Here is a 12201-nt window from a genome sequence, read left to right as displayed (position 1 = left end):
CGCAATCTATCCGTTATCGTTGTATCTGGATTCTTTGGTGCCGCTCCGTGGAACTCACGCCGATATCGGCGGAGACGCGGCAACGGGGCGGCAGTTTCACAGCATCTATCAGTCGCTGATGATCAGGCGCACGCCGTGCACCGGGCGTTCGGTGTCGTAACGCAGCGTGATCCTGCTGGACGGCACGCCAGCGTTCACCAGGTATTCGCGCACATTGGCGGCGCGGGTCTGGGACGCGGCTTTGGCGTTGCCGATATCGCGGCGATAGCAATGGCCACGGATCAGAACGGATTTGGCGGTCTTCAGTTTGGGCAGCAACAGATCCAGCTGAGCCTCGCCCACCGGATTGAGCTTGGCGTCCATCTTTTCAAACGGCACCAGGGTAGCGTCGGCCGCGTAGTTGGCGGCAGCCTGCTTGGCAATCTGCGCCTTGGCATCATTGGCGGCGGCGACGGCCTTGCTGGCCTCCACCTGCTCCTTGGTCGGCACCGTTTTGCAGGCGACGCAAGACAAGGCGACAACCACGGCGATCAACAAACGTTTCATAGCGACTTTCCCCAAGTGAAAAAAACTTAAAAACCCGCCCGGGGCCGGGCGGGTCTGGATTCCATTGCTGGAATTAGGCGATGACTTTGTTCGCGGTCAGGTCCCAACCGGCGCTGACATTGCCGCCGCCGGCGCCGTCGGCGCGCTTCTGCTGGGTGTAGGTCCACTTGATCTTGCCGTAGCTGAAGCTCACCTTCTCGGCCGGGAAGCCGCTGTCGGTGGCGGAACCGTGCGGCTCAACCTTGGAGATCAGGACTTGTTCCATCTTGATTTCCATGTACTTCACCTTGTCGCCACCCGCGCGGCACAGCTCGATGGTGATCTCTTTGATGTGCTTGCCGGTGCAGCAAGCTTCGTAGATCTTCGGGCTGGCTTTGTCCAGGAAGTGGGTGATTTCGTACACGCCGTGGTTCACGCGTTCGGCGGTAGCGCCGCCGGCGGTGCTGGCGGAAGCCTGAGCCGGTTGTTCCAGCTTATGGCTGAACGATTGGATTTCGATCCAGTCTTTGTGCTTGTCGTCGCCGCTCTCACCAGGAATGCCATCGATTTTCAGAAATGCATCAAAAGCCATCTGTACTTCTCCTTAAACAAGGTTCAAAAAAATGGGGGCGGGACTCCCCCAAATAATCAATGCGCCGCGTTAGCCAGCCGGTTGCGGCAGCTCTGCCACCAGACGCAAAGAAATCGTCAGCTCGTCGAGCTGGAAATGGGGACGCAGGAAGGCGGCGGCGCGGTAAACCCCAGGTTTGCCCGGCACTTCCACCACGTCGACGCGCGCTTCGCGCAGCGGGTACTTGGCCTTGGCCTCCTGGCTGGCGGAATCGTCCAGCAGCACGTACTGGGCCAGCCAGGTGTTCAGGTAGTCCTGCACGTTCTGGCGCGAGGCGAAGCTGCCGATCTTGTCGCGCATGATGGACTTCATGTAATGCGCGATGCGGGATACCGCGAAGATGTACGGCAGCTGCGTCGACAGGCGCGCGTTGGCGTTGGCCGAATCGGTGTTGTAGGTCTTGGCCTTCTGCGCCGACTGTCCGCCGAAGAAGGCGGCGTAGTCGGTGTTCTTGCAATGCACCAGCGAGATGAAGCCGAGGTCCGACAGCAGTTTCTCGGTGCGGTCGGTGATCGCCACCTCGGTCGGGCACTTCAGCGCCACTTCGCCGTCGTCGGTCTTGAAGGTGTGGGCCGGCAGGCCTTCCACCAGGCCGCCGCCTTCCACGCCGCGGATAGCCGCCAGCCAGCCGAACTGGGCAAAGGCGTCGGTCAGACGCGCGGCGTAGGCGTAAGCGGCGTTGGTCCACAAGTACTTGTCGTGGTTGCTGCCGTCGACGTTCTCTTCGAAATCGAATGCTTCCACCGGCACATTGTCGCGGCCATACGGCAGGCGGCCCAGCACGTGCGGCAGCACCAGGCCGACGTAGCGGGAGTCTTCCGACTCGCGGAAGGACTTCCACTTCGCGTACTCGACGGTGTCGAAGATCTTGGCCAGATCGCGCGGCTTGCCGATATCGGAGAAGCTCTCCAGGCCGAACAGGCCAGGATCGGCCGACGAGATCAGCGGCGCGTGGGCGGAAGCGGCCACGTGCGACAGCTCGTCCAGCAGATAGAAGTCTTCCGGATGACGGGTGAATTCGTAGTCGCCCACCAGCGCGGCGTAAGGCGCGCCGCCGAAGGTGCCGTACTCTTCCTCGTAAATCTTCTTGAACAGCGCGCTCTGGTCGAACTCGGCCGCCGCCTTGAAGTCCTTGACCAGGTCCTTCTTGGACGCGTTCAGCACCTTGATCTTCAGCTGCGTGCTGGTCTCGGACTGCATCACCAGGTAGTTCAGACCGCGCCAGGACGCTTCCAGCTTTTGGAACTCGGCGTGGTGCATCACGTTGTTCAGCTGATCGGAGATCAGCTTGTCGATCTCGGCGATGCGGGCGTCGATGCTGGCGGACAGGTCGCGCGAGACGGTGACGCTGCCTTGCAGCACCTGGTCGACCAGTTCGCCGATCAGATCGCGGGTGTGGCTCTTTTCGCTGTCGTTGGTGGCGATGCGGCTCTGCTCGATGATGCTGTCGAGCAGGCTGACGCCGTCAGCCGCGGCCGGCGCCGCCTGTTGTTGCAATTCCGCGCTCACTGCTCGCCTCCTTCTTTCTTGCCGCCGATCTGGCGCAGCTTCTCGGTATCGCGCACCACTTCGTCCAGCAGCTCTTCCAACTTGTCGTTGCCGGCCAGCTTGTTGCGCAGGTCGGCCAGGCGGGTGCGGGCCTCCAGCAACTGGTTCAGCGGATCGATCTGGCGCACCACGTTTTGCGGCTCGAAGTCGGACAGGTTTTCGAAATTCAACTCCACGCCCAGCTGGGTGCCGTCATCCTTCAGCGCGTTGTCCACCTTCATCGCCAGGCGAGGCGCCATGCCCTTCAGCACCTCGTCGAAGTTGTCGCGGTCGACCTGAACGAACTTGCGCTCCTTCATCTTCGGCAGCGGCTCCTTGCTGTGGCCGGAGTAGTCGCCCAGCACGCCCAGCACGAACGGCAGTTCCTTGGTTTCGATCGCGTCGCCGATCTCGACGTCATAGGTGATCTGCACGCGAGGCGGACGGACCCTCGACAGTTTTTTCTGAGTGCTTTCCTTGCCCATGGCTCTTCTCTATTCAAAAAGGTTCAAAACTAAGCTACGCAATATTGCGCGCGAGACTGGATAGAACGGTTCGCAACTGTGCTAAAGACAGGCCCGGATCGTTCAATTGCCGCCCCAGCACATAGGCCGCTTCGGCGTAGGACTGATGATTGCGCCACGGCGCCTTCACGTCGTCGATATCCACCACGTGCTTGGGATCGAGCGGCGCGCCCCAGCACTGGCTAGCGATCTGCTCGTTCAAACCCGCCGGCAACAGCACCAGGAAGTGGCCTTCCGGGCGGCGCATGATCAGGCATTGCTCCAGCGCCGCGCCGTTGTCGGTGGCGGCGTGGTACAACGCCAGCCAGGTGACCGCGGCCAGCACGTTGTCGCCCTCCACCGCCGGCAAGGGCAGCGCATAGGCCTGTACCGGCAGGCTGTCGCGGAATTTCTTCAACAGCCGGTGATGGAATACGAAGGCCAGCAGCACCGACTCCAGATCGCCGCGGCCAGCCGCGCTCAGGCTGCGCGACAAAGAGTCGGCGGCCGTCATCGACAGATGCTTCTCCAGCAACTGCTGCGCCAGGTCGATGTCGGCCACCGACGAGGCGCCGAAACGCAGCTGCTCCTCCAGGAACTGCTTGCAGGCCAGCATTTCCACCGAGTTCTCGATGGCGCTGGACAGCTGCTCCTTCAGACCGGTGAAGAACAACTCATTGGCCAGCAGCAGGATGGCGGTGGACGGCAGCGCCGGGTCGACCGCCACCAGCGAAGCCGCCACCAGCGGGTAGTTGCGGCCGCCCTCGTCGCGGCTGGGCTGGATCACGCCCAGCGACAGCCAGTTATGGTCGCGGCTTTGCAGCACGAAGGAGGTCGGCGGCATGGCCAGGTAGTCGCGCGTGGCCTCCTCGGTGAACTCCAGCCGCTGCAGGCTCTGCGCCAGCAGTTGGTCCAGTTGCATCGCCGCCGGGTGGGTGGCGTTGACGCGCACGAAGTCGGCGCGCCGCGGCAATTTGCCAAAAATGCAGAACTGCGGTGGCACCTCCTGGGTGCGCTTGAAATTGAGCGGCATGCCGTTCATCTCTCCATTACAACGTCACGCGCTCGGGCAACGTCAGTTTGTACAGGCGGTTCAACTGCAGCGGATTGACGCCGCCCAGCATGCGGAAATTGAAACGAACGGTCTGCCCCTCGGCGCCGCTGCCCTTGGGCAGCATCCAGGTCAGCTGGGCGGAACCGTCGCCTTCCTGGCTGACCTTGGAACCGGCCAGCAGGCGCATCAGGCCCATGCGGCCGGACTGGTTGCCCACCACGGTGCTGGAGCCCGCGTAGTTGACCACCTGAATGCGCGCGCCCTCGCCGTTGGTGCCCGGCCAGTTGAACGGCTGCCATTGCTGCGGACCATTGCGGTAGCGCAGCTCCTGGCCGTCGATGCTGAGCACGATCTCGGACAAGCCCGGCGTCGGCAACGGCTGCAGTTCGAAGCGGCTGTTCTCGCCGTCCTGCAGCTGGGTATTGGCCAAGGCCATCAGGCTGCTGACGCCGCTGAGGAACTGCGGGTTGAAGCGCACGCCCTGGTTGCCCCAGGCGCGCGGCACCAGTTCATCGCCCTTTTTCTGCACCAGGCCGGTCAGGTACTTGTTGATGAACTTGTCCAGCGTGCCGTCGTTGGCTTTGACGAAACGGTTGATGTCGGCCACCGACGCGCTGCTGTTGGAATCGCTGAACGGATACTTCCCGGCCAGTTGCCGCCATTGCGGCAAGACCTCGTTGGCCCAAGCCTGGTTAATGTCCTGCGCCACCGGGCCCAGCAACGCGCTGTACGACTGCGACAGCGGGCGCACCAGCATCGGGCGAACCATCTCCACCGTGTCGGATGTCGCGCCGTTGAGCAGGGTATTGTCGACATAGGACAGCGTGTCGCCCAATTCGGAACCAGAGCCGTTCAGCGTGGACTGCAACGCGGTGCGGGCCTGCGGGCCTGGTTCGTCGGTGGTGGCGATGGCGGCCATCTTCACCTTCAGCTTGGCCAGCTGATCCAGATAGCTGTTGATCGGCGAGTTGTCGCCCTTGACCAGCGTAGCCACGCCGGCGAAATGCGCGCCCACCACGCCATACTGCTTCTCGTTCTTGCCCGCGGCCTGCGTGTCGCCGCTCTTGAAGAACTCGGTGGTTTTCTCCAGCACCGAGCGCTTGGCGGTTTCCAGCGAACGATTCAACTCGGACGGATTGTCCCAGGAGGTTTCCTGCGCCGCGCGCGTCAGAATCAGCTTGATCGGCGAATTCTGCTTGTCGGCAAGACGGGTCATCGCCGAAGCCGATTGCGCAGGATTGGCGATGTCGCGCACCACTACGCCGGCCAGGAACTTATGCCAGGCGGCGATGTACTGGGAACGGTACAACGCCTCCAGCGCGGCGCGGTTTTTCTCCACATCGCCATCCTTGCCCAGATCGTCCTGCGTACTGGAAGCCAGCACCCAGTCGTCGCTGCGTATCGTGCCCTTGCTGGCCTCGTCGATGGCTGCGCGCACATAGGTGTTCCACGCCTCGCGGGTGTAGGCCCCCTCCACCATCTGGCTGCTGGCCATGATGTCCATGTCGCGGTTGTCCAGAATACGGGCCACAGTCAACGGCGCGAAGCGGGTGTTGGCGCGCGCCTTGATCTCGTTGAACACGCGTTCCTGGGCGGACAGCTGCTTGAACGAGCCGCGCAGCACGTCGCGGGCGTCGGCGACGACTTTGACATCGTTGTCGATCAGCGGCAGATCCGGCTCCTTGATCTGGCTGACGTAGAAGGCCACCAGTTTTTCGGCCTGGCCCATCACCTCGCTGACCGGATACTCGCCGCGCTGGCTTTCCAGCCACGGGCGCCAGTAACGCGGCAGCTGGTCGGCCAGATGCGCGTCCTCCATCCGGCGGCGGTCATGCAGCATCAGATAGGTTTTCAGCGCGTTGTAGGCGACATCGAGCTTTTGCGACTTCTGCGGCTGGCCGCTTTCCGCTGCGGCCTCGCCCGCCGCCGGCGCGGAGGCATCCAACTTGCCGGTGGTCGCCCGTTGCGGCATTTCCAGCGCGCCCAGCTGAATGTTGGGCAGGCCATGCTTGGGACGCGGCTTGTACGGCTTGGCCGGTTTCGGCGCCGGAACGGGCTTCGTCTCGGGCTTGGGTTCCGGCTTGGGCGGCTGGGTCATCGCCACCGGCTGCACCGCGCCAGGCTTCAGCGCAGCCAGCGTGGTCTCCAGGTTTTTCTGCACCGGGCGCAGCATCACGTCTTTCAAACCGGCGAAATAAGCCTTGCGCAGATTGCGCTCCAGCTCTTCGCCTTGATACAGGCCCAGGCCGATCTGCCACGGCTCGCCGTTGCGGCGATACGTCTGCAGCTCCTCCAGCCGGCGCTGCAGGATCAGCAGGCCATTCAGGCGATCGTACAACTGGCCGGACGCGGCCAGCTTCTGCGCCTGGACGCGCTCGGCGTTCACCTGGGCGATCATCTGCTGGTTGCCGATAAAGGACCAGGTCCACGCTCCCGCCACCGCGGCCAGCGTCACCAGGCCGGCCACCATGCCGGCCAGACGCCAACGGCTGCCGCTGGGCTTGGTCTGCTGGAAAATCAGGTGCTGATCGGGGAACAAAACTTCGCGGAACAGACCGCGCAGGAAGTAGCTGTACGAAGCCGGGGCCTGATGCTTGTCCATGCCGGCGGAAGACAGATCGAACTGGCCTTGCACGCGGCCGGCGGTCACGATGCGCGGCACGCCTTCCTGCAGCGCGCTGGTGAAGTAGAAGCCGCGCAGCAGCGGACGGGAGTGATACGGATCCTCCTCGAACAGCAGGCGGACGAATTTCACCACCGCCTCCTGCAGGCCGTGGAACTCGATCGGGAAGGCGAAGTGAGCGGACTTCACCGCGTCGCCGCGCGCGCCGACCAGCTTCTCCTCGCCCATCTGCACCAAGCCGCGGTACAACTGCTCGAACTGCTGGCCCACGACGGCGCCGGCGTCGAAGCCTGTGCCTTGGTCGGCCGACAGCGTCGCGCCCCAGACGCGGGAGCGCTCTTCCTCGCCCGCGTCGTGGAAGAACTGGGCGAAGCCGCCCAGCAGATCCAGCTTGGTGAACACCAGATAGATGGGCACCATCAGGCCGAAGGTGTTGCACACCTCGTGGATGCGCTCGCGCACCTGGCGCGCGTAGAGCACGAAGCCCTCGCTATTGTGTTGCGCCAGCTCCGGCAGGCTGATCGCCACCATGATGCCGTTGACCGGCGCCTTGGCGCGGTGCTTCTTCAGCAGCCTGAGGAAGGCGAGCCATTCGGTGCGGTCCTCGCTCTCGGTCGCGTAGCGGCCTGCGGTATCCAGCAACACGCCCTCGGTGGAGAAGAACCAGTCGCAGTTGCGCGTGCCGCCCACGCCTTGGATGCCGCTCTTGTCGCTGAACGGGAAACTCAAGCCCGATTGCAGAATCGCGGAACTCTTGCCTGCCGCCGGATGACCAATGATCATGTACCAGGGCAGCTCATACAGCGCCGCGCTGCCGCGGGCGCTGCCCAGATTGGATTTCTTCAGCGTGTCGATCGCGCCCAGCAGGCGTTGCCGCAGCAACGTCACTTCCGCGCGCTTGTCGGCGCTGGCGTTGATCACCGCGTCGTCGGCTTGCCGCCGCAGCATGCCTTCCAGCATGCCGCTGGCGCGGCGGCCAAGCGCCTGGCCTATCAGCAACGCCAGCACCCATACGATCATCACCGCCACGATCCAGCCCAGTCGCGCTTCGACAGATTTCAGGCCCAGCCAGGGGCCCAGCCACCAGATCAGCGCGATCAGGATCAAGAATCCGATGGCCGACGCCACCTTGGCATTCCGTAGCCAACCTTTGTGTAACACCGAATTTACCTTCCCTTAGAAGCTGAAATCATTTTTTGTTGCGCTGCGCCAACAGTGCGCGCAGCGAACCCGCGCGCTCGATGTGGCCGTAATCGCGGAAACTCCACACGCCGCCCCAGGTCAAGCCTGCCGCCTGCGCCTCTTCGCCCAACGCGTTGTAGGCCTGCATCGCCCATGGATCCCGCTCTGAAATCACCACCTTGCCGCCCCGCACCGGCGCCAGGTCGGCCGCCAGCCCATACTGGTGCTTGCTTTCCCCGCCCTTGGCCTGCGTCACCTTGGTGCTGCCGCCAGCCAATCTGTTCTGGCGCTCGGCGCTGCGGTATCCCTCAAGCAACACCATTGGGAACCCCCTCGCCTTCATTCTTTCCATCACCCTCAGCACATCCTGGACGAAGGCGGGATCCATCCGGCTCCAGTCGCGGTCAGCCTTATCCAGCGCCAACTGCGGCTTTTCCGCCACCGCGTCGACGAAAGCGCTGGGCGGCAGCGGAGGCGGCGGCACCAGCTTCTCCTCCAGCAGCGCTTGGCGGATCTGATTGCCATGCGCGTATTCGCCGGGCACGAACTGCGGATCCTTGTGATAGCCGCCAAAGTGCAACGTTATTGCCACAACTGCCGCGACCAACGGCAGCGCCAGCATCGGCAGCAGCATTCCCACCGGCCACGCCTTCATCCAGGCGAAGACGCCTCCGGCTCCGGAAAGCGGGCGCGAAGGGGGCGCTTCGACGGCCGGAATATCCACCGGCTCGCACGCCAGATCTGTTGGGGTTGCGATTGTCGCCCGCTCCACCTGGAGCCGCGCTCCGCCGAGAAAAAACCGCCAGCCGAGCCACAGCAATAGAAGAACGATACCGGCCACAATCAGCGGCACAAAAAACATCATTGGAATTTTTTATAAAAAACAAACGATTGATGAACTGACAAAATACGCGATATGCTTGATTTGATTTGCAAAGAAGTCAAGTACCCTTTCAAAACCAGACAGGGTTTCTCTGACTCCTCACTGGCAAATTCTGTAGAATGAACCACTATTTGGGTGTGGATTATATGGACTTCACTAAGCACTGGCAAAAAACTTGCATGATCCTCGCAGCCTTGGCACTGCCGCTGCTCGGCGGCTGCGGAGGCCCAAAGAATATCACGCTCAGCACCGAAGCCAGCCAGATGTTGAACCGCGACAAACACGGAAAGCCGCTATCCGTCGTGGTTCAGGTTTATCAGTTGAAATCCGATCAGGAATTCAAATTACTCACACCTGACCTTTTGGCCAGTGGCAAACCAATCGAGAATATGCTTGGCTCTGCCGTATTATCTCGCAAAGAGCTGTTATTCGTTCCCGGTGGCAAACAGGAAATGGATATCACCATTGACGAGGGCGCTAATTTCGTCGGCGTGATCGGATATTTCAGACAGCCCAACCCGCAATTCTGGCGCTTGTTATATGACGCCAATCGCGTGCGCAGCAAAGACCTGAAATTCAAGGTCGCCGATTGCTATCTGCAGGCGATCAAGCCCGAAGCCCTACAACTGCCCGACCAGCCCAAGAGCGGCGCGGTCGAGTGCCCGGCTTCCCGCAACTAATCAACGCGGCTCCCCGCGACCAACCCATGCCGAGGTTCAAGCTGTAATGCTTCAAGCACAAAGAATCCTATGGGGCGAAGGCATGTTCCTTCGCCCGCAGCATTTCCAGCAGCACGCGCTGTTCCAGGAACAAACCCAGGCCAGCCTGCTGCAGCTGACCCACCGCCACGCTTGGGGCGTGCAGCGGCTGGCGCTGGATGAAGCCGCGCTGAAGGGCGGCCTCGTTCGCGTGGACGAGCTGACGCTGCTGTTCCGCGATGGCACCCTGCTCCAGGCGCCCGCCCACACCCCGCTGCCGCTGAGCCGTGACCTCGCCTCGCTGCCGCAGGCCGGCGTGAAAACCACGCTGTACGCCTGCCTGGCCCAGCTGCAGCCTTATGGTGGCAACACCCGCAACGGCGAGGCCAGCGCCCGCCCCACCCGCTTCCACAGCGACCATCGCGAGGTGTCCGATCTGTACACCCAGGCGCTGGCCGCCGACCTGTCCACGCTGCAGCTGGACGTCAAGCTGATGCTGGAAGAGGAAAACCGCGACGGCTACGACTCCATCCCGTTGTGCCAGCTGGAAAAGGACGCCACTGGCCAATGGGGCGTGGGCCGAGAATTCCTGCCGCCGCTGCTGGCCATCGAGGGGTCCACCGAGCTGATGCAGATGCTGCGCCGCCTGCTGGACATCCTGCTGGTGAAGAACCAGTCGCTGGCCGGCGCCCACCGCGAGCGCGCCAAGAGCGTGATGGAGTTCGGCTCCGCCGACATCAGCTCCTTCTGGCTGCTGCACACGGTCAACCGCAATTTCGCGCGCCTGCGCCATCTGTCGCAATGCCAGCCGCTGCATCCGGAAGAGCTGTACATGGCGCTGTCCGAGTTCTGCGGCGAGCTGCAGACCTTCACCACGCTGTACACGCTGTCCGATATCCCGGGCTACCGCCACGACAAGCTTCATGAAGTGTTCCCGCCGCTGGATCTGCAGATCCGCGAGCTGCTGGAAACCGTGGTTTCCGCGCGCTACAAGGTCATCCCGCTGCACTCGCCGCGCCCGTCCTTCCACATCGGCCGCCTGGAAAGCGACCGCCTGCTGGAAAACGTGGATTTCTACCTGTCGGTGCAGAGCGACCAGCCCGCCAGCCACATCATCGACAACGTGCCGCTCAAGCTGAAGATCGGCGCGCCGGACGATGTGGAACGCATCCTCAACTCCGCGATGCGCGGCGTCAGCCTGGCCCACTCGGCGCAAACGCCGTCCGCCATTCCGGTGCGGGTGGGCAACCACTACTTCGCGCTGGAACCAGGCAGCGAGATATACAGCCGCATGCTGCAATCGCGCAGCGTCTGCATCTATATTCCGCAAACCCTGGCCAATATTTCGATAGAACTGATCGCGGTCTTCCGCTGAGCACACCATGAACCAATCAAGCACCCAAACCCCTGAACGCGCCATCGCCGTCTCCGCCCCGGCGGCGCCGTCCATGCGCGAGATGCTGGAAGATGGCATCTACCTGCTGTTCCTGCTGAAAGAAGGCAACCCGCCGAGCAGCGGGGTGGAGTTCAACCGCCGCGTCGACCACTTCCTCGGCCAGTTCGAGCGCAACGCGCGCAACTTCAGCAAGGACAACAACGCCATCAGCCATGCGAAATACGCATTCTGCGCGCTGATGGACGAGATCATCCTGTCCTCCGATTTCGCGCTGCGCGACGAATGGGAACGCATGCCGCTGCAGCTGCGCCTGTTCGGCGAGCACCTGGCCGGCGAAGGCTTCTTCAACCGACTGGAACAGCTGCGCAACAATCCGGCCGAGAACATCGAACCGCTGGAAGTGTTCTACACCTGCCTGTTGCTGGGCTTCCAGGGCAAGTACCTGCTGGAAGGCCAGGAAAAGCTGGGCTACCTGACCCACAAACTGGGCCAGGAGATCCAGCAGGTTCGCGGCGGCAAGGCCGACTTCGCGCCCAACTGGCAGTTGCCGCAACGCTTCCAGGCCTTCGTCCGCCACGAGTTGCCCCTGTGGCTGTACTTTGCGCTGTTGGCCATCGTCGGTACCGGCATCTTTGTCGCCTTCCGCTGGATGCTGGCCCGCCAGGCTTCATCCCTATTCGGTCTATGAGCATCGCCCGCCACGCGCAGATCCTGCCCTCGGTGCTGGATCGGCTGCTAGACGACGAGCCGGACCAGAGCCACATTGAGTCGATCAGCCTGTTTGAACTTTCCCAGTTCAAGCGGGCGCTGGCTCGCGACCTGGAAGCACTGCTCAATACCCGGCTGATGCCACTGGACGAGTTGATGGAGTCCTTCCCCCAAGCGCGCGAAAGCCTGCTCACCTTTGGCATCCCAGACCTGTCCGGCATCAGCCTGCTGAACCCGGACGATCGCGAGCTGCTGCGCGAGCAACTGCGCCGCTCGATCGAGCTGCATGAACCACGGCTGTCGCGCGTGCGCGTCAACCTGGATGCCCCGCGCGAAATGGAACGCCACCTGCGCTTCCGCGTCGACGCCGTGCTCAAAGTGCATCCGCACCGCCCGCCGGTCACCTTCGACGCTACGCTGCAACTTTCCTCCAACGTTTACAAGGTACAGGGCTAAATGCCCTGATTGGGA

The 12201-nt window shown here is 62.7% G+C and carries 11 protein-coding genes; 4 read left to right on the top strand and 7 right to left on the bottom strand.

What is annotated here, in order from left to right:
* Window positions 1-108: 108 nt before the first annotated feature.
* From VL52_RS21615 to VL52_RS21585, 7 genes are all read right to left on the bottom strand, one after another.
* The gene (locus tag VL52_RS21615) at window positions 109-546 is read right to left on the bottom strand and encodes an OmpA family protein (RefSeq protein ID WP_046158975.1); all 438 of its coding nucleotides are present in this window, start codon (window positions 544-546) and stop codon (window positions 109-111) included.
* A gap of 73 nt (window positions 547-619) precedes the next feature.
* Window positions 620-1117, bottom strand: a complete 498-nt coding sequence (locus VL52_RS21610; protein WP_011137524.1) for an Hcp family type VI secretion system effector — start codon at window positions 1115-1117, stop codon at window positions 620-622.
* Window positions 1118-1186: 69 nt separating this feature from the next.
* Window positions 1187-2665 carry a type VI secretion system contractile sheath large subunit gene (gene tssC, locus VL52_RS21605; protein WP_021475345.1) on the bottom strand — a complete coding sequence of 493 codons (1479 nt, stop codon included), beginning with the start codon at window positions 2663-2665 and terminating at the stop codon, window positions 1187-1189.
* Window positions 2662-3168 (bottom strand): type VI secretion system contractile sheath small subunit, encoded by a 507-nt coding sequence (gene tssB / locus VL52_RS21600; protein ID WP_021475344.1) that lies wholly within the window; start codon window positions 3166-3168, stop codon window positions 2662-2664. The genes tssC and tssB overlap by 4 nt, the downstream gene beginning before the upstream one ends.
* A gap of 34 nt (window positions 3169-3202) precedes the next feature.
* On the bottom strand, window positions 3203-4219 hold the full coding sequence (gene tagF / locus VL52_RS21595; protein WP_046158978.1) for a type VI secretion system-associated protein TagF: 1017 nt from the start codon (window positions 4217-4219) through the stop codon (window positions 3203-3205).
* Between the two features lie 16 nt (window positions 4220-4235).
* Window positions 4236-7991, bottom strand: a complete 3756-nt coding sequence (gene tssM / locus VL52_RS21590; protein ID WP_235429353.1) for a type VI secretion system membrane subunit TssM — start codon at window positions 7989-7991, stop codon at window positions 4236-4238.
* 61 nt (window positions 7992-8052) lie between these two features.
* Window positions 8053-8898, bottom strand: coding sequence for a M15 family metallopeptidase (locus VL52_RS21585; RefSeq protein ID WP_235429352.1), 846 nt, complete (start codon window positions 8896-8898; stop codon window positions 8053-8055).
* Between the two features lie 149 nt (window positions 8899-9047).
* Between VL52_RS21585 and tssJ the strand changes: the two genes are divergently transcribed.
* Genes tssJ through tssE form a run of 4 tightly spaced genes read left to right on the top strand, consistent with a single transcriptional unit; the run spans window position 9048 to window position 12186 of the window.
* Entirely contained in the window at window positions 9048-9608 is a 561-nt protein-coding gene (tssJ, locus tag VL52_RS21580; RefSeq protein ID WP_052729461.1) for a type VI secretion system lipoprotein TssJ, read from the top strand.
* A 46-nt stretch (window positions 9609-9654) separates the two neighbouring features.
* Entirely contained in the window at window positions 9655-11001 is a 1347-nt protein-coding gene (tssK, locus tag VL52_RS21575) for a type VI secretion system baseplate subunit TssK (protein ID WP_046158973.1), read from the top strand.
* Between the two features lie 7 nt (window positions 11002-11008).
* Window positions 11009-11710 (top strand): type IVB secretion system protein IcmH/DotU, encoded by a 702-nt coding sequence (icmH, locus tag VL52_RS21570; RefSeq protein WP_046158972.1) that lies wholly within the window; start codon window positions 11009-11011, stop codon window positions 11708-11710.
* On the top strand, window positions 11707-12186 hold the full coding sequence (gene tssE / locus VL52_RS21565) for a type VI secretion system baseplate subunit TssE (RefSeq protein ID WP_046158971.1): 480 nt from the start codon (window positions 11707-11709) through the stop codon (window positions 12184-12186). Before icmH ends, tssE begins: the two co-directional genes overlap by 4 nt.
* Window positions 12187-12201 lie beyond the last annotated feature (15 nt).

Origin of the sequence: Chromobacterium vaccinii, assembly GCF_000971335.1 — a bacterium.
Taxonomy (GTDB): domain Bacteria; phylum Pseudomonadota; class Gammaproteobacteria; order Burkholderiales; family Chromobacteriaceae; genus Chromobacterium; species Chromobacterium vaccinii.
The sequence above is the reverse complement of the archived record's forward strand: the minus strand, read 5'-3'. Positions and strand labels throughout refer to the sequence as shown.